This window comes from Histidinibacterium lentulum, assembly GCF_003789055.1.
GTDB lineage: Bacteria > Pseudomonadota > Alphaproteobacteria > Rhodobacterales > Rhodobacteraceae > Oceanicola > Oceanicola lentulus.
Map to the genome: position 1 here is coordinate 46,164 of NZ_ML119089.1, position 19,179 is coordinate 65,342.

General features: G+C 68.4%; 21 protein-coding genes and 1 tRNA gene. 10 read left to right on the forward strand and 12 right to left on the reverse strand.

The window, feature by feature from the left end; genetic code table 11:
- The first annotated feature begins 41 nt into the window (after positions 1-41).
- Positions 42-1,274: an MFS transporter gene (locus EAT49_RS16215; protein ID WP_123643349.1), complete on the forward strand. Its 1,233-nt coding sequence runs from the start codon at positions 42-44 to the stop codon at positions 1,272-1,274.
- Positions 1,275-1,412: 138 nt separating this feature from the next.
- Here EAT49_RS16215 and EAT49_RS16220 read toward each other — a convergent pair.
- Positions 1,413-1,488, reverse strand: a tRNA-Thr gene (locus EAT49_RS16220).
- Positions 1,489-1,627: 139 nt separating this feature from the next.
- Here EAT49_RS16220 and EAT49_RS16225 point away from each other — a divergent pair.
- Positions 1,628-2,503, forward strand: a complete 876-nt coding sequence (locus EAT49_RS16225) for a hypothetical protein (protein WP_123643350.1) — start codon at positions 1,628-1,630, stop codon at positions 2,501-2,503.
- A 155-nt stretch (positions 2,504-2,658) separates the two neighbouring features.
- Here the strand turns inward: EAT49_RS16225 and EAT49_RS16230 are convergent, their stop codons facing one another.
- Positions 2,659-2,934 (reverse strand): DUF2312 domain-containing protein, encoded by a 276-nt coding sequence (locus EAT49_RS16230; protein WP_123643351.1) that lies wholly within the window; start codon positions 2,932-2,934, stop codon positions 2,659-2,661.
- Positions 2,935-3,059: 125 nt separating this feature from the next.
- Between EAT49_RS16230 and EAT49_RS16235 the strand changes: the two genes are divergently transcribed.
- Positions 3,060-3,272: a hypothetical protein gene (locus EAT49_RS16235; protein WP_123643352.1), complete on the forward strand. Its 213-nt coding sequence runs from the start codon at positions 3,060-3,062 to the stop codon at positions 3,270-3,272.
- Between the two features lie 3 nt (positions 3,273-3,275).
- On the opposite strand, the gene EAT49_RS16240 is transcribed toward EAT49_RS16235, so the two are convergent.
- Positions 3,276-4,364 (reverse strand): ABC transporter ATP-binding protein, encoded by a 1,089-nt coding sequence (locus EAT49_RS16240; RefSeq protein ID WP_246003888.1) that lies wholly within the window; start codon positions 4,362-4,364, stop codon positions 3,276-3,278.
- A gap of 200 nt (positions 4,365-4,564) precedes the next feature.
- On the opposite strand from EAT49_RS16240, the gene EAT49_RS16245 reads away from it, so the two are divergent.
- Positions 4,565-4,831 carry a hypothetical protein gene (locus tag EAT49_RS16245; protein WP_123643354.1) on the forward strand — a complete coding sequence of 89 codons (267 nt, stop codon included), beginning with the start codon at positions 4,565-4,567 and terminating at the stop codon, positions 4,829-4,831.
- 160 nt (positions 4,832-4,991) lie between these two features.
- On the opposite strand, the gene EAT49_RS16250 is transcribed toward EAT49_RS16245, so the two are convergent.
- Positions 4,992-5,771 carry an SDR family oxidoreductase gene (locus EAT49_RS16250; RefSeq protein WP_123643355.1) on the reverse strand — a complete coding sequence of 260 codons (780 nt, stop codon included), beginning with the start codon at positions 5,769-5,771 and terminating at the stop codon, positions 4,992-4,994.
- Positions 5,772-5,920: 149 nt separating this feature from the next.
- Between EAT49_RS16250 and EAT49_RS16255 the strand changes: the two genes are divergently transcribed.
- On the forward strand, positions 5,921-6,937 hold the full coding sequence (locus EAT49_RS16255) for a Hint domain-containing protein (RefSeq protein ID WP_123643356.1): 1,017 nt from the start codon (positions 5,921-5,923) through the stop codon (positions 6,935-6,937).
- A 16-nt stretch (positions 6,938-6,953) separates the two neighbouring features.
- On the opposite strand, the gene EAT49_RS16260 is transcribed toward EAT49_RS16255, so the two are convergent.
- The 3 genes from EAT49_RS16260 to EAT49_RS16265 form a co-directional block, all read right to left on the reverse strand.
- A complete protein-coding gene (locus EAT49_RS16260) occupies positions 6,954-7,217 on the reverse strand; it encodes a DUF7218 family protein (RefSeq protein ID WP_123643357.1) in 264 nt (87 codons plus the stop codon).
- Positions 7,218-7,322: 105 nt separating this feature from the next.
- Positions 7,323-7,460, reverse strand: a complete 138-nt coding sequence (locus tag EAT49_RS21285; RefSeq protein WP_185020794.1) for a hypothetical protein — start codon at positions 7,458-7,460, stop codon at positions 7,323-7,325.
- A 169-nt stretch (positions 7,461-7,629) separates the two neighbouring features.
- Positions 7,630-8,214, reverse strand: coding sequence for a HupA family protein (locus EAT49_RS16265; RefSeq protein WP_123643358.1), 585 nt, complete (start codon positions 8,212-8,214; stop codon positions 7,630-7,632).
- A 157-nt stretch (positions 8,215-8,371) separates the two neighbouring features.
- Between EAT49_RS16265 and EAT49_RS16270 the strand changes: the two genes are divergently transcribed.
- The 3 genes from EAT49_RS16270 to EAT49_RS16280 are packed head-to-tail and all read left to right on the forward strand — an operon-like array spanning position 8,372 to position 11,105.
- On the forward strand, positions 8,372-9,967 hold the full coding sequence (locus EAT49_RS16270) for a peptide chain release factor 3 (protein ID WP_123643359.1): 1,596 nt from the start codon (positions 8,372-8,374) through the stop codon (positions 9,965-9,967).
- Entirely contained in the window at positions 9,964-10,656 is a 693-nt protein-coding gene (locus tag EAT49_RS16275; RefSeq protein ID WP_123643360.1) for a hypothetical protein, read from the forward strand. Before EAT49_RS16270 ends, EAT49_RS16275 begins: the two co-directional genes overlap by 4 nt.
- The gene (locus tag EAT49_RS16280; RefSeq protein ID WP_148078745.1) at positions 10,635-11,105 is read left to right on the forward strand and encodes a DUF6869 domain-containing protein; all 471 of its coding nucleotides are present in this window, start codon (positions 10,635-10,637) and stop codon (positions 11,103-11,105) included. Before EAT49_RS16275 ends, EAT49_RS16280 begins: the two co-directional genes overlap by 22 nt.
- A 5-nt stretch (positions 11,106-11,110) precedes the next feature.
- Here EAT49_RS16280 and EAT49_RS16285 read toward each other — a convergent pair whose 3' ends face one another.
- Positions 11,111-12,151, reverse strand: a complete 1,041-nt coding sequence (locus EAT49_RS16285; RefSeq protein ID WP_123643362.1) for a glycosyltransferase family 8 protein — start codon at positions 12,149-12,151, stop codon at positions 11,111-11,113.
- Between the two features lie 329 nt (positions 12,152-12,480).
- On the opposite strand from EAT49_RS16285, the gene EAT49_RS16290 reads away from it, so the two are divergent.
- Together EAT49_RS16290 and EAT49_RS16295 are read left to right on the forward strand one after the other, a co-directional pair.
- A complete protein-coding gene (locus EAT49_RS16290) occupies positions 12,481-13,890 on the forward strand; it encodes a DEAD/DEAH box helicase (RefSeq protein WP_123643363.1) in 1,410 nt (469 codons plus the stop codon).
- Between the two features lie 92 nt (positions 13,891-13,982).
- Positions 13,983-14,390: a PilZ domain-containing protein gene (locus EAT49_RS16295; protein WP_123643364.1), complete on the forward strand. Its 408-nt coding sequence runs from the start codon at positions 13,983-13,985 to the stop codon at positions 14,388-14,390.
- A 166-nt stretch (positions 14,391-14,556) separates the two neighbouring features.
- Here EAT49_RS16295 and EAT49_RS16300 read toward each other — a convergent pair whose 3' ends face one another.
- The 4 genes from EAT49_RS16300 to nuoN are packed head-to-tail and all read right to left on the reverse strand — an operon-like array spanning position 14,557 to position 19,179.
- Positions 14,557-16,221, reverse strand: coding sequence for a ribonuclease J (locus tag EAT49_RS16300; protein WP_123643365.1), 1,665 nt, complete (start codon positions 16,219-16,221; stop codon positions 14,557-14,559).
- Positions 16,218-16,991 (reverse strand): type III pantothenate kinase, encoded by a 774-nt coding sequence (locus EAT49_RS16305; protein ID WP_123643366.1) that lies wholly within the window; start codon positions 16,989-16,991, stop codon positions 16,218-16,220. Before EAT49_RS16305 ends, EAT49_RS16300 begins: the two co-directional genes overlap by 4 nt.
- Positions 16,992-17,003: 12 nt before the next feature.
- A complete protein-coding gene (locus EAT49_RS16310) occupies positions 17,004-17,687 on the reverse strand; it encodes a biotin--[acetyl-CoA-carboxylase] ligase (protein ID WP_123643507.1) in 684 nt (227 codons plus the stop codon).
- 52 nt (positions 17,688-17,739) lie between these two features.
- The gene (gene nuoN / locus EAT49_RS16315) at positions 17,740-19,179 is read right to left on the reverse strand and encodes an NADH-quinone oxidoreductase subunit NuoN (RefSeq protein ID WP_185020795.1); all 1,440 of its coding nucleotides are present in this window, start codon (positions 19,177-19,179) and stop codon (positions 17,740-17,742) included.

Here is a 19,179-nt window from a genome sequence, read left to right on the forward strand (position 1 = left end):
GGGAATAAGGCGGCCTGGCCCGGCTGGCCCTTGGAGATTCCGTGGAAGAGGCAACGACAAGGGCCGGCGGCCCCGCGGACGGCCCCCTGCTGGCGAACCGGGACTACCTGCTGTTCCTGGTCTGCCGGGGCTGCACCATGGCGGCATTCCAGACCATGTCCGTCGCGGTGGGCTGGCACGTCTATGTCCGGACCGGCGACGTCCTGAACCTCGCCTATATCGGCCTCTTCATGTTCCTGCCGTTCCTGCTGCTGTTCCTGCCGGCGGGGCTGCTCGCGGACCGGGTGGACCGGCGGCTGATCATCGCGGGCGCGGCCGTCCTCCATGCCGCCGCCATCGCCATGACCGGGCTCTGGCTCTCCTCCGGCCGCGCGGAGATCTGGCCGGTCTTCGCCTTCCTCTTCCTCGACGGCATCGCCCAGGCCTTCCTCTATCCGGCGACGCAGGCGATGCTGCCGACCCTGGTGTCGCGCAAGGACTTTCCGCGGGCGCTCGCGGGAATGAACACGGTGACCAAGACGGCGCATCTCGGCGGTCCCGCGGCGGGGGGCCTGCTGATCGCGCTGATCGACACCGGCGTCTATGCCGTGATCGCAGCGCTCTACCTCCTCGGCTCTGCGGCGGTCTACCGCATCCGCGCGGATCTGAGCATCCGCACCAGCGAACCCTTCGGCATGCAGGTCCTGCTCGGCGGCTTCCGGCACATCCTGCGGACGCGCACGGTGCTGGCGGCGATCTCGCTCGACCTGCTGGCCGTGCTCCTCGGCAGCGTCATGGGGCTGCTGCCGGTCGTGGCCTCCGACATCCTGGAGGTGGGCCCCGAGGCGCTGGGACTGATGCGCGCGACGCCGGCGATCGGCGCCCTGATCGTCGGGCTCGCCCTCGCGCGGTACGGGCTGCCGGGGCACGCCGGACGGATCTTCTTCGCGGCGCTGGCGGCGTTCGGGCTTTCCATCGTCGTGATCAGCGTCTCGACGGTGTTCTGGGTCACGATCCTCGCCCTGGCGATCTACGGCGGCTCGGACATGATCAGCGTGTTCATCCGGCATACCCTCGTGCAGCTCGGCACGCCGGATCCCCTTCGCGGACGGGTCAGCGCCGTGAACGCCGTCTCGATCAACGCCTCGAACCAGATCGGCGATTTCCGCGCCGGTGTCATGGCCGCCATCGTGGGCGCCCCGGCGGCCATCGCCATCGGCGGCGTGGCCACCCTCGCCATCGCCGTGGCCTGGGCGCAGCTTTTCCCCGAGCTCCCGAAGATGGCGCGTCTCTGACCCTCCCGACCTCCCTGCGCGGCGTTGTCCGCTCCGCGCACCTGGCCGCCGGCCGGGAGGACCGCCCCGAGGGAAGCCGGGGCACCCGGGAGAAGGAAGACGGGATACTGCCGGAAGGCCATGGAAACAAGGCGTTGGTGGTGCCCCCAGAGAGACTCGAACTCCCGACCCACTGATTACAAATCAGTTGCTCTACCAGCTGAGCTATAGGGGCGCCGGCGCCGTCGGTTCTGCCAGAGCCGCGCGCGGGGTGCAACGGGAACCGGCGGCGCGGGCCGCCCCGGCGGAAGCCGTTTGCCACGCCCGCCCGCCGGGCCTAAGGTCCGGCACCGGGACAGGACCGAGGGAAACAGTTGCAGATCGTCTATCACATCGGGGCGAATTGCACGGAAGGTGACCGGCTTCTGAAATCGCTCCTCAAGAATGCCGACAGCTTCGCCGCGCAGGGCATCAAGGTGCCCGGACCCAGCAAGTACCGCCGTCTCCTGCGCGAGACGATCCAGAACCTGGACGGCCGCGCGCCGGAACCGGACACCCGCGACATCCTGCTCGACGCGATCCTCGACGACGAAAGCGCCGAGCGCCTCGTCCTGAGCCATGCCGATTTCATCTGCGTGCCCAACCGAATCTTCGAGGGCGGCAGCTTCTACGGGCTGGCGGAGTTCAAGCTCGCCTCCCTCGCCCGCCTCTTCCCGGAGGACGATCTCGAGCTCTTTCTCGCGCTCAGGAACCCGGCCACCTTCATCCCGGCCGCCTATTCGGAATCGAACGCGCCCTCGCCGGAGGCCTTCCTGAAAGGGGTCGATCCTGCCGGGATCCGCTGGTCCGATCTCGTCGCCCGGATCCGCGCGGCCCTGCCCGGCGTGCCGCTCACCGTCTGGTGCAACGAAGACACGCCGCTCCTTTGGGCGCAGCTGATCCGCGAGATCTCGGGCGTGGACCCGCTGACCCGCATCCTCGGCGGATTCGACCTGCTGAACGCGATCATGTCGCCCGAAGGCATGGCCCGCTTTCTCGCCTATCTGAGATCACACCCGCCCCAGACGGAGGTCCAGAAGCGCCGGGTGATCGCGGCCTTTCTCGACAAGTTCGCCATCTCCGACGAGGTGGAGGAGGTGGTGGATCTCCCCGGCTGGACCGAGGAAACCATCGCGTCGCTGACCCGCAGCTACGAAGAGGACGTCTGGCAGATCGAACGGATGCCCGGCGTGACCCTCATCACCCCCTGACGGGACCGCCCGCATGCGGCCTGCGCGCGCACCCGGCGCCGCCCATCCGCAGAGCGGGTTTTCAACCCGCCACGACCGGCCAGCCCAAAAAACCGGCAAAACGGGAAATATAAATCCAGATCAAGGCCTTGCACAAGCGTCCACGCGTGGACGCCTCACATCCCCAGCGCGCTCTTGTACATCTCCAGCACCGCTTCCTCCTCGGCGATATCGTCCGGCTCGCGCTTTCTCAGCGCGATCACCTTGCGCATCACCTTGGTGTCGTAGCCCCGGCCCTTTGCCTCGGCCATCACCTCCTTCTGCTGGTCGGCGATGTCCTTCTTCTCGGCCTCGAGCCGCTCGAACCGCTCGATGAACTGGCGCAGCTCGTCGGCGGTGACGCGGTAGCTGTCGGGGGCGGCAGTGTCTTCGACGACGGAGGCGTCCGACATGGGGCTCACTCTCTGGCTGGATCCACGGGAGATCTTGCTAGCCGCGCGGGCGCAGGCCCGCAAGGGGCAGACTTGCGCCCCGCCCGGCGCCGGGCTACGCGAGGCCGGACGAAGGAGGGCACCGAATGGACTGGCTGATCTGGGGCGGCGCCGCCCTGTCGCTCGCCGGGCTCGCGGGCATCGTGGCAAGCATCCTCAAGGTCCAGCGCGCCCGCCGTGCCGGCCTCTCCGACGAGGACCTCCGCGCCCGCATCCAGTCGGTGCTGCCGCTCAACCTCGGCGCCTTCTTCGCCTCGATCCTCGGCCTCATGGCCGTGGTCGTGGGCGTGCTCCTCTGACCGTCACCCTTTCGGGAAGACGAAGCACCGGTCCCGCCGCACCATCAGCCAGAGCGGCATGCCCGGTTTCGGCAGGAACACCGACGGCACCCGCGCCTTCAGGATCGAGCCGTCGAAATCCATCCGGAATTCCACGATGCTCTCCGCCCCGATGAACCGCGCCCTCTGAACCACGCCCCGCGCCGGCACGCCCTCGGCCGCCGTCGGATGCGGCCCCCGGCCCGAGCGGTCGAAGTCGATCTTCACATGCTGCGGGCGAAAGACGATGTCGACCTCCGTCCCGTCCGGCACGCCCGGCGCCAGGAACTGCCCGAAGGCCGTGTCGGTCAGCGCCCCCTGCACCCGGCCGCTGATGACGTTCACATCCGAGAAGAACGCCGCGGCGGCAAGGTCGGCGGGCGCGTTGTAGATGTTGTAGGGCGCCCCCCGCTGCACGATCCGCCCGTCGCGCATCAGGGCGATCTCGTCGGCCATGCGCATGGCCTCGGCCGGCTCGTGCGTGACCAGAAGCACCGCCGTGCCTTCCGCCTTCAGAAGGTCCAGCGTCTCGTCCCGCACATCGTCCCTCAGCCGGTCGTCGAGACCCGAAAAGGGCTCGTCCATCAGCATCACGCGCGGCCTCGGCGCCAGCGCCCTTGCCAGGGCCACCCGCTGCTGCTCGCCCCCCGACAGCTCGTGGGGATAGCTCCCGGCGTGCCGCGTCATCCCCACCCGCTCGAGAAGTTCCGCCACCCGCGCCCGGACCTCCGCCTTCGGCCCCGAGAGGCCGAAGGCCACGTTCCGCGTCACGTCGAGATGGGGAAAGAGGGCGAAATCCTGGAACATGAGCCCTGTGGACCGCCCCTCCGGCGGCACCGACCCGGCGAGATCGCAGACGATCCTCCCGTCGACGAGGATCTCGCCCCCGTCGATCGGCTCGATGCCCGCGATCATCCGCAATGTCGTGGACTTGCCGCAACCCGAAGGACCGAGCAGACAGGTCACCTGCCCCGGCATGACGGTGAGCGACACCCGGTCCACCGCCACGCGGCGGCCGAAGCGCCGCGACAGGTTGCGGACGTCGAGCCTTGGGGTCGGGGTCTCTGGCTTCACGCGGCCTCGCGCCGGGATGGTTGACCGAACTCGTCGGATATCGCGCCGGGGATAGCGGCTGCGGGCGCGGGCGGCAAGGCTGAGCCCCATCCCCCGAATTGGAACGAAACGCCGCGGCCGTGCCTCCGCCCGGTCCCGCCTCCGCCCCGGTCCGCCGTGCGGAATGACACGCGGGGGCGCAACGAACAGGAGGATCCCCCATGCTCGCCGAGCCCCTGGCCGGCCGTCTGTCCCCGCTTCCGTCCCGCACCGATCCCGCGGATCTCATCCGGCAGCAGAACGAGGCCGCCATCGCCGCCAGCCGCAGGCCCGATCCTCCGGGGCCGACGGACGACCGCCCGCTCCCCGCGCGCCCCGGTACCGAGGCCGCGGTCCGGGCCGGGATGGACCCGCCGGGCCGCCCCCTGCCGCCGCCCGATGCGGCGGCGGGCTACAGGGCCGCACGCCGCGCCGCCGCCCCCGGGTGACCCACGCAACCGGATCGTCCGACCCGGGGTTCATCTGGCCGGAACTACTCCGGGGTCCGGGGCAGCGCCCCGGCCGCTCCTGCCTGCCGCAGGCGGGCAGGAGCTGACCCGGCGCGCCGAAGGCGCTCCTTGTCCTTGCGGCCGTGTCCCTCGGGCCACCTCAGATCGTCGCGTTGGTGGCCCCCCCGTCCAGCAGCAGGTTCTGGCCCACGATGAACTTCGCCGCATCCGAACAGAGAAAGGCGCAGGCCCGCCCGAAATCCGCCGGATCGCCATAGGCCCACGCGGGGATCGTCTGCCGGCGTCGCTCCCGCGCCTCCTCGAGCGTGATCCCCTCGGCCTCGACCACCGCCGCATCCAGCGCATCGGCCCGGTCCGTGGCATGGATCCCCGGGAGCAGGTTGTTGATCGTGACCCCATGGGGCGCAACCTGCCGCGCGGTCCCCGCGACATAGCCCGTCAGGCCCGTGCGCGCGGCATTCGACAGACCCAGCTGCGCGATGGGCGCCTTCACCGATTGCGAGGTGATGTTGACCACCCTGCCCCAGCCGCGCCCGATCATGCCCGGCAGAAGCGCAGTCATCATCGCGATGGGTGCCAGCATGTTGGCATCGAGCGCGGCGATGAAATCCTCCCGTCCCCAGTCGGACCAGACGCCGGGCGGCGGCCCTCCCGCGTTCGTCACGAGGATATCGACCGCACCCGCCGCGGCCAGCACGTCCGTCCGGCCGCCCTCGGTGGTGATGTCTGCCGCGACCGCGGTGACCGCGATGCCATGGGTATCCCGCATCTCTGCCGCCGCCGCCTCCAGCGCCTCCACACCCCGCGCGTTCAGCACGATGTCCACGCCTTCGGCGGCGAGCGCCTCGGCACAGCCCCGTCCCAGCCCCTTCGATCCCGCACAGACGAGCGCCCGCCGTCCCCGAAGTCCCAGATCCATGGTCCAGCCCCTTTCCTCTCAGCGTCAACCCGTCCTGTCGTACCGGGAGATGCCGCAATCGTCACGCCAGTGCCAGATTGTTGACCGCGGGTCGCCCCGTTCCTACTCTACGGCGTTCGGACTGGAGTTCGGACGGAAGGGCTGCCGACATGAACGACGACACCGCGCCGCGCGCCGTGCAGACGTTGCCGGTCTATCGCTGCGACGACTTCCGGGTGATCTCCGGCGTGGCCGAAGGTGATGCGCTCTCGTTCGCCGAGGAACTGGTGCTCGACGACATCTACGGGCTCCTGCCGGAGGCGCGGCGGGTACGGCTCACGGTCACGATGGGGCCGGACCCCCGCTCTCTGTCCGTGGCGGCAGGATGCGAGACGGGCGCGGCGGGCAATCCGGTGGTGCTCGACTGCTGCCTGACCTTCATGGGCGAGGACGGGGCCACCCATGAGGCGCTGGTTCTCGTGGAGGTGGAGGAGGATGCCGCCGCCGGCATCTACATGCTTCCCCTCGCCTCCTTCGCGATCAAGAGCGGCTACCGCCTCGTCGGCATCGACCGCGACGCCGCCGCGACACGGTTCGCCGAAGTCGCCGTGGTGTCGTTCACCCGCGGCACCCACATCACCATGGCCACGGGCGAACAGCGCCCGATCGAGACATTGTCGGTCGGCGACCGGGTGCTGACGAGGGACGACGGGCCGCAGGAGATCCGCTGGATCGGGGCGAGCACCCTGCGCGCCACAGGCAGCTTCGCCCCGGTGGTCATCAGCAAGGGGACGCTCCACAACGAGAACGATCTCGTGGTCTCGCCCGATCACCGCATCTTCGTCTATCAGCGGCAGGACAAGCTCGGCGCGGGCCGCGCCGAGGTGCTGGTGAAGGTCCGCCATCTCATCAACGGGACCACCGTCTACCAGAAGGACGGGGGGTTCGTGGAATACTTCCAGCTCCTCTTCGACGATCACCAGATCATCTATGCCGAGGGCATCGCCGCCGAAAGCCTGATGGTCGATCCCCGGACCCGTGCGGCCCTGCCGCCCGAGGTCATGGCACGGCTCCACTCCGCCGAGCCGACACACGCCCATCGTCCGTATCTCGATTTCGAGGTGCGCGAGCCGCTGGTCTCGGCCCCCGACGCGGCCGACCTGCTGCGCCGCGCCTCCTCGCACTGAGCGGCACGCGGGGAGCTCAGCTCCGGAGCGCCTCGATCAGCTCGTCCTTCGTCATGTCCGAGCGCCCCTCGATGCCGAGTTCCTGCGCCCGTCCGTAGAGCTCGTCCCTGGTCCAGTCCTCGTAGGCCGGCGTCTTGCCACCCTTCTTCGACGGCTCCAATTCCGGATTGGCCTGCGCGTTGGAGATCGCGGCGGCCTTGCCCTTGTCATATCCCTGCTCCCGCAGGTCCTCGTAGGCATCTGGCTTCTTGATCGCGGGTCCGTGGTTCTTGCCGGGCATGTCTGGCCTCTTCCGTGCTGTCACGATGTCACGGAGGGGAAACGCCAGGACGCGCAGCCCGTTCCGGCATCGGCCCGGGACAGGCGCCGACGGACGGGCAACCCTTCAGGGCACCTTCGCCTCCTCCGCACCCGGCAGGAGTGCCCCACCCGGCGGGCGGCGGTTCGCGACGCGCAACCGCCGGTCCATGGCCCCCGTGAGCGCGCGATGCACCGCGGCAATGATCGCATCGTCACGGGCCATGAGCCGTTTCAGCGCCTGCGCGTCCTCTCCGGACGGCCCGCACCGCGCGCGCCGCCTGCCCCAGGACGTCGCTCCGGCCCCTCTGTGTCATGGCGCCGGTACCCCGTCCCGGTTCCGCTGCCCTCGCCGCCGGCCCCGGAGCCCGGAACCGGCGGCTGTCAGGCGCGGGTCAGCGCTCGCCGACCACCTGGATGTCGAACGGAATATTCCGCCCGGGTCCGGTGAACCGGCCGTCGCCACGGGCCCCCACCAGGGTGCCCTGCCGGTGGAACGCGCCGTCCATGTCGCCCGAGACGGCCAGCCGCCCCTGCCCGTCCGTGATCGACCCGCCGAGATCGACCTCGAACGCCGCGAAATTGGTGCCCGCGTTGCGGTTGATCACCCCGTTCGAGATCGTGATCCGTCCGGGAATGGTCGAATTCGCCGTCCGCAGGTTGTCGATGTCGCCGCTGACGCGGTTGGTGCGGAAGTTCACGTCCATGTCCATCTGGCCCAGGATCGTGCCGCCCGGATTGGGGTCGATATCCGCGAAGCCCCGGTACACCGCCGCGCCGCTGGTCGGCAGCGTCGCAGGCGAGGTGATCGTGCTGTTGGCGAAGGCCGAGGCGAGGATATCGCCTTGCCGGTTCATCTCGGAGAATGTCAGCGGCACCGGCTCGACGATCCCCCCGCCGCCTCCGCCGCCCATGCAGCCTGCAAGCGCGAGCAGGGACACCGCCCCCAGCGCCTTTACCGTCATCGTTTTCCGCACCATCCGATACTCCTTGGCAGTCAGCGCCGGTGACCGGCGCCCCCCCTGACGATACACGACGCCGGGGTAACGGAAAGCGCGTTTTCGGGGGGACCGCTCCGGAACGTCGCGGCCAAGCGCCCCGATTGCCCTCCCACCCGCCACAGGCTAAGCCGCGCCCATGTCGAACCGCCCAGAACTCCCCCCCGAGATCGCCCGTCGCCGGACCTTCGCGATCATCAGCCATCCCGACGCCGGCAAGACCACGCTGACGGAGAAGTTCCTGCTGTTCGGCGGGGCGATCCAGCTTGCCGGGCAGGTCCGCGCCAAGGGCGAGGCCCGGCGCACGCGCTCGGACTTCATGCAGATGGAAAAGGACCGCGGCATCTCGGTCTCGGCCTCCGCCATGTCCTTCGACTACCGCACCTTCCGCTTCAACCTGGTGGACACACCCGGCCATTCGGATTTCTCCGAGGACACTTACCGCACGCTGACCGCCGTGGATGCGGCCGTCATGGTGATCGACGGCGCAAAGGGCGTCGAAAGCCAGACGCGCAAGCTCTTCGAGGTCTGCCGCCTGCGCGACCTGCCGATCCTGACCTTCTGCAACAAGATGGACCGCGAGAGCCGTGAGGTCTTCGACATCATCGACGAGATCCAGGAAAATCTCGCCATCGACGTGACACCCGCCTCCTGGCCCATCGGCATGGGGTCCGATTTCATCGGCTGCTACGACCTCCTGCGGGACCGGCTGGAGCTGATGGACCGCGCCGACCGCAACCGCGTGGGCCAGAGCATCGAGATCGACGGCCTCGACGATCCGAAACTGGCGGACCATATCCCCGCTCATCTTCTCGAAAAGCTGCGCGAGGAGGTGGAGATGGCGCGTGGCCTCCTGCCGCCCCTCGACAGCCAGGCCGTGGCAGACGGAACCATGACCCCGATCTGGTTCGGCTCCGCAATCAACTCGTTCGGGGTCAAGGAGCTCATGGAGGGCATCGGCGCCTACGGCCCCGAACCCCAGCCGACCCGCGCCGAGCCGCGCCAGATCGCCCCGGAGGAGCCGCAGGTCGCCGGCTTCGTCTTCAAGGTGCAGGCCAACATGGACCCCAAGCACCGCGACCGCGTGGCCTTCGTCCGCCTCGCTTCCGGCCATTTCGAGCGCGGCATGAAGCTGACCCATGTGCGCACGAAGAAACCCATGACGATCTCCGCGCCCGTACTCTTTCTCGCCTCCGACCGGGAACTCGCCGAAGAGGCATGGGCCGGCGACATCATCGGCATTCCGAACCACGGCCAGCTCCGGATCGGCGACACCCTGACCGAGGGCGAGGCGCTGCGTGTGACGGGGATCCCCTCCTTCGCGCCGGAACTGCTCCAGACCGCCCGCGCGGGCGATCCGATGAAGGCCAAACATCTGGAAAAGGCGCTCTTCCAGTTCGCCGAGGAAGGCGCCGCCAAGGTGTTCAAGCCCGCCTTCGGCTCGGGCTACATCGTCGGCGTCGTGGGCGCGCTGCAATTCGAGGTCCTGGCCAGCCGGATCGAGCTCGAATACGGCCTGCCCGTCCGCTTCGAGGGCTCGCAGTTCACGTCCGCCCGCTGGGTGGCGGGGCCGAAGGACAAGGTCGAGAGGTTCGTGCAGGCCAACAAGGCCCATATCGCCCATGACCACGACGGCGACGTGGTCTATCTCACCCGCCTGCAGTGGGACATCGACCGGATCGAGCGCGACCATCCGGACCTCACCCTCTCGGCCACCAAGGAAATGATGGTGTGAGCCTGCCTACCCGACTTCAAGGAGACACTTGGAGTTCTTTCAAGCAGGCACTTTTGAGTATGGATGTGCAGGTCCAGTCTCGGAACGAAGGTCGGACCAACGAGCAAACAGAGTGGTGGATCGTCCGACGAGTGCTCGGGCGACTTAATCCCCCTGGAGGCTTCACAGATTCTGTAACTCTTATTCACGGTGACCGCCCCGACTTTACGCTTGAAATTTTCAACAGAATTGTGGGAATTGAGATTTCTGAAATATGCAGTCAGAACTTAGGAAAGGCAATGGCGCTCTCTGAGCGGCTTGGGCTGCCATACGACCCTCAGCCCTTCATGGAACAAGGTGAGCCTCTGAGTCAAAAGCAGGTCAAGAGTCTTATGGACGGCGATTACAGAGGTGGATTTCGCGGATTTGAGGCAGAAAGACTATTGATGCGAGAAATAAAGCTTGCCCACAGAAAGAAATGTGAGAAGGTCAAAAATCATAGAAGATCAGACGAGGAATGGCTCTTCCTTTATGATAACTTCTCCATTCCCGGAACAAGATTTGAAGAGATCAACAAAGATCTTGATGCCGAATTCAAGAATTCTGATTTTTGCGCGGTTGGAATCATCAGTGGGGATATGTTCTTCCACTGGGAGCCACGAGGGCCAATCTGGCGACGGCTTATCGAATGCAATTTTCCTCCGGGATAGCGATCCCTAGGAGTGTGGTCGCGGGGGCGCTCGGCGCGCCAGAGGACAGCCTGCCCCCGGGCGATCTGCCGCTCTCGCGCTTCGCCGCGCGCTATCTGGCCAGCCTCGCAGCCCCGGAGGCGGAGGACCCGCCCGAGGCCTGGACACAGCACCTCATCCTCGGCCTTGTCCGCGCCCATCCCCACCTCGCGCTCGCCGCCATCCGCGCCGCGCTCGACCTCGCCCCGGATGCAGACACACTCGCCATGATCGCCGCCGGTCCCCTCGAGGACCTGCTCACGGATCACGGCGCCACGCTGATCGGCGACATCGAGAGGGCCGCCCCGTCCTGCCCCCGCCTGCGCGACGCCTTGACCGCCGTCCCGGGCCACGACCTAAAGCCGCTGCTCCGCGCCCGCCTCGAGGCCGCCAGCGTTGTCGAGACGGGCGAGGACGACCCGCCGCGCTGAGCTCGTCAATCCGGCAGCCGGATCGCCGCCGCGTCGATCAGCTCCTGCATCTTCGCGCGCTTGCCCTCCGCGTCCCGCGTCTCCGCCCGCCGGAGCTTGCGCGCCAGCCGCCGCCGGTAGAGCGCCTGCCGCACCTCCTCGGCAAACCGCCAGCGGTACTTCGGATTGGCAAAGCGCCAGTCCTCCGACCGCATCGCGGGCTTCGGCCGCACCTCGGGAAACCGCTCGTCCAGAAAGCCGCGATACTCCCCGGCGAAGGAGGCGATGTAGGGATGGTCCTGGAGGTTCCACGGCTTGCCGGGTCCCGCGAAATGCAGGACCGCCGGGTCGAACTCCGCCACCCAGCGCCCGTTCAGCCATTCCCGCGAACACCAGTTCATCCGCGGATCGAGCGGCAGGATATCGTCCGCGAAGGCAAGGTTCATCGCCCCCTGGTCCTGGTCCCGGTGCACCGGCAGGAACCGCACGTTCTCCCGAGCCGCCGCGGCAAAACGCCGGGGGCCGTCCATGGCGAGGAACGCCTCGGGCTGAAACAGCAGGACGCCCGCATTGTAATACTGCCCCTCCCTGCCCCCCAGATCGCGGATCTTGGCATCCACCCGCGCCTCCCGTCCCGCGCTGTAGGTCACCAGCCGCTGGAAATCGCTCACCGCCGCCAGCGGCACCTCCCGGTCGATCCCGCCGAAGAGCGCCCCGATCCCCGGTCGCCGCAGATAGGTGTCCGTGTCGAGGTAAAGCACCGTCCGGTAGCGCCCCGCGAGCGTCGCAGGCAGCGTCCAGCGGTAATAGGTTCCGAAGCTGATCCAGTCCTTGACCATCGGCACCTCGGGCAGCGCCGCAAGGTCGATCGTCACGAAACGGGCCGGCCCCCGCCGCAGCCAGTCCGGCACGGCCGAGATGTCGGGCATCGCGATCACCACGTCGAACGCATCGGGCTCCAGCGCGAGGAGGCGCCGCGCGGCGAAGGCGGCGAAGGGCAGATGCCCCATGTCGCAGGCCAGGACGACGGCATCGCCATGCCGCGGCTCTCCGGTCATGTCCTTCATCGCAAAGCCCCCTGCTCAAGCCCCGCCCGATGCCGACCCGGCCCCCGGCCCCTCGGGAGGGCGCCCCCTGTCCGATGCGGCGCGAGACATGCCATGTCCGTCGCCTAGTCCCGCCCCGCCCCCATGTCCAGAACCGGCCTCCTCGGCCCGGATGCGGGCCCCGCTGTCCCCAGCGCGCCGCGCTCCCCCGCCCTCCGCCACGGCTTTCTTGACGCGGCATCCCGTCCGGCGTATGGCGGCCCCGGAACACGGCCCCGGGCAATCCGGCCGGGGGCAGGCCGCGCGGCGCTGCGGCCAACCATGCCGCAAGCGAACCGTGAAAGGCCCGCATGACCAAATTCTCCGATCTGAACCTGAACCCCAAGGTCCTCAAGGCCGTCGAGGAGGCAGGATACGAAATCCCGACGCCGATCCAGGCCGGCGCCATCCCCCACGCCCTCGAGGGCCGCGACGTGCTCGGCATCGCCCAGACGGGCACCGGCAAGACGGCGAGCTTCACGCTGCCGATGATCACCCTCCTGCACCGCGGCCGCGCCCGCGCCCGGATGCCACGCAGCCTCGTGCTCTGCCCGACCCGCGAACTCGCCGCGCAGGTGGCCGAGAATTTCGATATCTACGCCAAGTATACCAAGCTCACGAAGGCCCTCCTGATCGGCGGCGTCAGCTTCAAGGAGCAGGACGCGCTGATCGACAAGGGCGTCGACGTGCTGATCGCCACCCCAGGCCGCCTTCTCGACCATTTCGAGCGCGGCAAGCTCCTGCTGACCGGCGTTCAGATCATGGTGGTCGACGAGGCCGACCGGATGCTCGACATGGGCTTCATCCCGGATATCGAGCGGATCTTCGGCCTCGTGCCCTTCACCCGCCAGACCATGTTCTACTCGGCCACCATGGCGCCCGAGATCGAGCGGATCACCAACACCTTCCTCTCCGGCCCGGCCCGGATCGAGGTCGCCCGCCAGGCCAGCGCCTCCGAGACGATCGACCAGGGCATGGTCTATTTCAAGGCCTCCCGCCGGGACCGCGAAGCCTCGGAAAAGCGCGCGGTCCTGCGCGCCCTGATCGAGAGCGAGGGGGCGGAATGCCGCAACGGCATCATCTTCTGCAACCGCAAGGTCGACGTGGATATCGTCGCCAAGTCGATGAAGAAGAACGGCTATGACGCCGCGCCGATCCACGGCGACCTCGACCAGTCCCAGCGGATGCGCACCCTCGACGGCTTCCGGGACGGGACGCTGCGGTTCCTCGTGGCCTCCGATGTCGCCGCCCGCGGTCTCGACATCCCGAACGTCAGCCACGTCTTCAACTACGACGTGCCATCCCACGCCGAGGACTACGTTCACCGCATCGGCCGGACCGGCCGCGCGGGCCGGCTGGGCCGGGCGCGCACCATCGCGACGCCCCGGGACGACAAGTACATCGACGCGATCGAGAAGCTGATCGAGACCACGATCCCCCGCATCGCGAACCCCCTCGGCGAGATGACCGAGACCGCCGCCCCGCCCCCCGCGGAGGAGACGCGCGCCGAGAAACCCGCCCGCTCCGAACCCGCGCGCGAGGAAAGCTCGAGCCGCCGCTCCTCCTCCCGCAGCGGGTCCTCCTCCCGCGGCGGCTCTTCCCGCTCCCGCGGACAGGGCGGCGGACGGCGCGAGGAGTCCCGCGATGAGGCCGTCGTGGGCATGGGCGAGGACGTCCCCAGCTTCATCGCGCAGAGCTTCGAGGAACGCCTCGTCAGCTGACCGCTGCCTCTTTCGGCAAAGCTAAGGGTTTGTTCACCCCGCCCTGCTAGGTCGGTCCCATGGCACGATTTGGGATGTGAGCCGTGGTGGACATGGCCAGAGGATACGATGCGGGCAACCCGCCCGCCGGGACCGGCACGCCCGACCCCGTACGCCGCCTCCATGTCCGCGCTCCGCTCGACGCCCTCGGCGAACTGACCCGCGACCACGACCTTCTGATCGCCGTGGTGACCGACCTCTCCGCCGGCGGCGCGCGCCTGCGCCTTCACGATGCCGCCTCCAGCCGCTTCTTCGGCGAGGGCTGGACGATATCCAGCCCCATCTTCGGCCGCCTCCCCGTCGATATCCGCTGGCGCCGCCTGGACGAGGCCGGGGTCTCCTTCCCGATCCCCCGCGACCGGCGGATCGCCCTCGACCGACTCGTGCGCGCGCTTCTGCGTCACGGCGCGGGCCTCTCCGCCGACGGCGCGCCGCTCCGCTATTTCGCCTCCGGGCGCTGACGGCAGCCGCGGGGCCGTACAGCCACCCCCCGCCGAGAACCGCCATGTCTGGGGGGCCGCTCGCCCCCGCATGTTCTGGCCTGAACCATCCTGGGGGTGAACGGCGAAAACCGATGGCTTTCGCGGGAAGGGGCAAAGCCTTCTCGACGTCGCCGGACCCGCCGCGTCACGCCAGCCGGCTGATCACCACCGTCACCTCGGGCTTCTTGCCGATCTCGCCCTGGGCCGAGCGCCGCACGATCTGGCGCAACTCCTTCTCCAGCGCCTCGTCGTCGGCCAGCGTCTTGCGATGCGCCCGCGAGACGAACTGGTCGAGATCCGCCTCCAGCACATCGACCAGCGGCGCCCCCGTCTGGCCGGTCTCCGCCAGCCCCATCGTCTCGCACCAAGGTTCGCCCAGCGGCGCGCCGTCCTCGTCGATGATCAGCGTCACCGTGACATGGCCGTTGAGCGCCATCCGGATCCGGTCCCGAACCACGCCGTCCAGCGCGCCCACCAGCACCGATCCGTCGAGATAGGTCCGGCACGTCTCCACATAGTCCACCGCGCGGACCGGATCGGCGGCAAGGTCCAGCACGGTTCCGTTCACCGCCAGCACGCCGCGCCGCCCTGTCGCCTCGGCGAGCCGCACATGGGCCGTCAGATGGCGGTGCTCGCCATGCATCGGCACCACGACCTTCGGCGCAAGAAGCTCGTGCAGCGCCTCGAGATCGGGCCGGTTGGCATGGCCCGAGACGTGATAACGCCCGGAACTGTCGTCGACCACCAGCACGCCCTTTTCAGAGAGCTGGTTGACGATGCGGATCACCCCCCGCTCGTTGCCGGGAATGGTCTTCGACGAGAAGAGGAACGTGTCCCCCGCCTTCAGCTCGAGGCCCAGGTACTTGCCCTGCGCCAGCTGCGCCGAGGCGGCGCGGCGCTCCCCCTGACTGCCCGTCACCAGCAGAAGCAGGTTCTCCCGCGGCAGCATCGCCGCATCCTCGGGCGGCACCACGGCAGGAAAATCCGTGAGCCAGCCGGTCTCCACCGCCGCCTCCACCATCCGCCGCATCGCCCGTCCGAGGAGACAGACCGACCGCCCCGCGCGGGTCGCCGCATCGGCCAGCGTCTTCAGCCGCGCGACGTTCGAGGCAAAGGTCGTGGCGCAGACGAGTCCCTCCGCTTCGGCCATCAGCCGCTCGATATCCGCCCCGATCGACGATTCCGACCGGCCCGGGTGCTCCGAATGCACGTTCGTCGAATCGCACATCAGCGCCAGCACGCCGGGCCGCGCCACCTCCGCCCAGAGGTCGCGGTCGAAGGGCTCGCCCACCACCGGCGTCGGATCGATCTTGAAGTCACCGGAATGCACCACCCGCCCCGCCGGGGTGTCGATGGCAAGGCCCGCGCTTTCCGGGATGGAATGGCTGACCGGCACGAAGGAGACCGTGAACGGTCCCGCCGTCACCGTCTCGGGCCAGGCCCCCACGACCGTCACCGCATCCGCGGGCACGCCGTACTCCTCGAGCTTTGCCCGCGCATGATGGGCCGTGAACTTGCGGGCGAAGACCGGCGCGCGCAGCCGCGCGTAAAGATGCCCCACCGCGCCCACGTGATCCTCGTGGGCATGGGTGATGAAGATGCCGTCGATCCGGTCCCGACGCTCCTCCAGCCAGGCCACGTCCGGCAGGATCAGGTCCACGCCCGGAGATCCGTCCATGTCGGGAAAGGTCACCCCTAGGTCGACGACGATCAGCCGCTCCCTGCCCGGCGCGCCGTAGCCGTAGACATAGCAGTTCATTCCGATCTCGCCGGCACCGCCGAGGGGAAGGTAAATCAGCCGGTCGGTCATGCGGTCTCCTGGTTGTAGGCATGGATGACCCGAAGGCCGTGCATCGTCAGATCGTCCTCGACATGGTCGAACAGCACGTCGCCCGTGCTGAACAGCGGCGCCAGTCCCCCGGTGCCGATCACGCTCATGGGACGGTCGTATTCTCCCCGGATGCGATCACATAGTTCGCGCACGAGGCCGACATAGCCCCAGAACACGCCCGACTGCATGCAGGCAACCGTATTCGTCCCGATCACCGATTGCGGCTTCGTCACATCGACGTGCGGCAGGGCCGCAGCCGCCTCGTGCAGGGCCTGCAGGCTCAGGTTCACGCCGGGCGCGATGACGCCGCCCACATAGGCCCCGTCATGGGCCACCACGTCGAAGGTCGTGGCGGTGCCGAAGTCCACGACGATGAGATCGCCCCCATGCCGGTCATAGGCCCCCGCGGCGTTCACCAGCCGGTCCGGTCCCACTTGCGTGCCCGCATCCACCCGCGGCTCCGTCGGCAGGCGGCACTCGGGCTTGCCCACCACCAGGGGGCGCGCGCCGAAATAGCGGTCGGCGAAGACGCGCAGGTTGAACACCACCCGCGGCACGGTCGAGGAGATGATCACATCGGTAATCCGCGCCTCGATCCGGTGATGCCGCAGAAGCGTGTCGAACCAGACGAAATACTGGTCCGCCGTGCGCTGATGCTCGGTCGAGGTCCTCAGCGTGACGAGGAACCGCTCCCCGTCCCAGATCGCGAAGACGGTGTTGGTATTGCCGCAGTCGATGCACAGAAGCATGGGGAGCCGCCCTCAGAAATAGACGTCGGCTGCCGGGATCGTCCGCCGTCCGCTGCCGGTCTCGAGCACGAGACATCCCTCGTCGTCCACCGTCTCGAACCGCCCCGTGATTTCCTCGCGCCTGGTGCGGGCGGTGATCACCTCGCCCAGACGCGCGGCATGCTCCAGCCATTCGTCGCGCACCCGGGCAAAGCCCAGCCGCGCCAGCATGCGCTCCTGCGTGGCGTAGTGCTGGGCGAGCATGGTCAGGAACTCCTCGGGCGTCACCGCCTCGCCCCCCTGCTGGGTCAGGCTCACCGGCCGGAACGCCTCGCGCCGGTCGTCGGGCGGGGCGGTGGCGAGGTTGACGCCGATCCCGATGGAGAGCCAGTCCACATATGGCCCTCGCCCCGAGCTCTCGAGCAGGATGCCCGCGACCTTGCCGTCGTTCAGCAGCACGTCGTTGGGCCATTTCAGCGCCAGCGCATCGCGGTCCACATAGATCGCCAGCGTCTCGAACAGCGCATTCGCGGCAAGGAACGACCGCCGCGCGGCCTCGGAGGGCGTGCAGGCGGGTTGCATCAGCAGCGTCGCCGCGAAATTGCCCTCGCCCGAGATCCAGACATTGCCGCGCCGCCCCCTGCCCCCGGTCTGACGCCGGGCGAGGATCCACGTCGGCGCATCCAGTGTGCCCGCCCGCGCACTGGCTTCCGCCATGGTGCTGGCCGCCTCCTCGAGGATGAGGCGGCCGTACCCCTGGGGCCAGAGATCAGTTGACAAGCGTCGCGGCCGCCGCAGCGGCGAGCGGCTCGATACCGAAGAGATTGACCACGCCGAAGACCATCACCACCGCCGAGGCCATCAGGAAGGACCACAGCACCGGGTTCTTGCCCCCGTCCATCGCCTCCCGCTCGTCGCCGAAATACATGTAGAAGACGATCCTGAGGTAATAGAAGGCCGCGATCACGCTCGCGATCACCCCCGCCACGGCCAGCCAGCCCAGCCCCGCCTCGTAGGCCGCCCGCAGAACGTAGAACTTGCCGAAGAAGCCCACCAGCGGCGGCACGCCCGCAAGGCTGAACATCAGCACCAGAAGCGCCAGCGCCTTCGTCGGCTCCTTCGCGGAGTACATCTGCAGCGCGTCGATATCGGTCACCGGGCGCCCGTCCTTCTCCATCGACAGGATGAAGGCGAAGGTGCCCACGTTCATGGCAATATAGATCACCATGTAGACCAGCATCGCCTGCACGCCGAAGGCCGTCCCCGCCGCGAGGCCCATCAGGGCAAAACCCATGTGCGTGATCGACGAATAGGCCATCAGCCGCTTGATGTTGGTCTGCCCGATCGCGGCGATCGCGCCGAGGAACATCGACACCACCGCGAGGAAGGCCACGATCTGCTGCCAGTCGCCCACCACGCCGCCGAAGGCGTCGTGCACGACCCGCGCGAAAAGGCCCATCGCCGCCATCTTCGGCGCCGTCGCCATGAAGGCGGTGACCGGCGTCGGCGCGCCCTCGTAGACGTCCGGCGTCCACATGTGGAAGGGCGCGGCCGAGACCTTGAAGGCAAAGCCCGCCGACATGAACACCAGCCCGAACAGCAGGCCCAGCGGCACGTCCCCCTCGCCCACCGCCGCGATGATCCCGGCGAATTCGGTGGTCCCGGCGAAGCCGTAGGTCAGCGAGGCGCCGTACAGCAGCAGACCCGACGAGAGAGCGCCGAGGATGAAGTACTTCAGTCCCGCTTCCGTCGATTTCGCGCTGTCCCGGCGCAGGGTCGCCACGACGTACATCGCCAGCGACTGCAGCTCGAGCCCCATGTAGAGCACGATCAGGTCTCCCGCGGAAACCATGACCATCATCCCCACCGCGGCGAGCGCGATCAGCACCGGGTATTCGAACCGCAGAAGGTCCCGCCGCGCCATGTAATCCTGGCTCATCACCAGGATCGCTGCGGCGCTCAACAGGATCACGACCTTCGCGAACCGCGCGAAGCCGTCGTCGATGAACGTGCCGAAGAAGGCGGTCCGCGTCTCGTTCGGACCGTAGCCGATCCAGAGCGCCACCGCGACGAAGACCGCCGCCGTGGTCCACAACAGCAGCCCGCCCACGCGGTCCTTGCCGCCATAGACGCCGAACATCAGCGCCAGCATCGCGTAGGCCGCGATGAGGATTTCCGGCAGGACGGTCTGAAGGTCGTCGGCGATCAT

Bases quoted from the DNA above. Each gene is read 5' to 3' on its own strand.
- EAT49_RS16230 (WP_123643351.1), bottom strand. From the start codon at position 2,934: ATGTCGGACGCCTCCGTCGTCGAAGACACTGCCGCCCCCGACAGCTAC.
- EAT49_RS16235 (WP_123643352.1), top strand. From the start codon at position 3,060: ATGGACTGGCTGATCTGGGGCGGCGCCGCCCTGTCGCTCGCCGGGCTC.
- EAT49_RS16245 (WP_123643354.1), top strand. From the start codon at position 4,565: ATGCTCGCCGAGCCCCTGGCCGGCCGTCTGTCCCCGCTTCCGTCCCGC.
- EAT49_RS16250 (WP_123643355.1), bottom strand. From the start codon at position 5,771: ATGGATCTGGGACTTCGGGGACGGCGGGCGCTCGTCTGTGCGGGATCG.
- EAT49_RS16255 (WP_123643356.1), top strand. From the start codon at position 5,921: ATGAACGACGACACCGCGCCGCGCGCCGTGCAGACGTTGCCGGTCTAT.
- EAT49_RS16260 (WP_123643357.1), bottom strand. From the start codon at position 7,217: ATGCCCGGCAAGAACCACGGACCCGCGATCAAGAAGCCAGATGCCTAC.
- EAT49_RS21285 (WP_185020794.1), bottom strand. From the start codon at position 7,460: ATGGCCCGTGACGATGCGATCATTGCCGCGGTGCATCGCGCGCTCACG.
- EAT49_RS16265 (WP_123643358.1), bottom strand. From the start codon at position 8,214: ATGGTGCGGAAAACGATGACGGTAAAGGCGCTGGGGGCGGTGTCCCTG.
- EAT49_RS16270 (WP_123643359.1), top strand. From the start codon at position 8,372: ATGTCGAACCGCCCAGAACTCCCCCCCGAGATCGCCCGTCGCCGGACC.
- EAT49_RS16280 (WP_148078745.1), top strand. From the start codon at position 10,635: ATGCAATTTTCCTCCGGGATAGCGATCCCTAGGAGTGTGGTCGCGGGG.
- EAT49_RS16285 (WP_123643362.1), bottom strand. From the start codon at position 12,151: ATGAAGGACATGACCGGAGAGCCGCGGCATGGCGATGCCGTCGTCCTG.
- EAT49_RS16290 (WP_123643363.1), top strand. From the start codon at position 12,481: ATGACCAAATTCTCCGATCTGAACCTGAACCCCAAGGTCCTCAAGGCC.
- EAT49_RS16295 (WP_123643364.1), top strand. From the start codon at position 13,983: ATGGCCAGAGGATACGATGCGGGCAACCCGCCCGCCGGGACCGGCACG.
- EAT49_RS16300 (WP_123643365.1), bottom strand. From the start codon at position 16,221: ATGACCGACCGGCTGATTTACCTTCCCCTCGGCGGTGCCGGCGAGATC.
- EAT49_RS16305 (WP_123643366.1), bottom strand. From the start codon at position 16,991: ATGCTTCTGTGCATCGACTGCGGCAATACCAACACCGTCTTCGCGATC.
- EAT49_RS16310 (WP_123643507.1), bottom strand. From the start codon at position 17,687: ATGGCGGAAGCCAGTGCGCGGGCGGGCACACTGGATGCGCCGACGTGG.
- nuoN (WP_185020795.1), bottom strand. From the start codon at position 19,179: ATGATCGCCGACGACCTTCAGACCGTCCTGCCGGAAATCCTCATCGCG.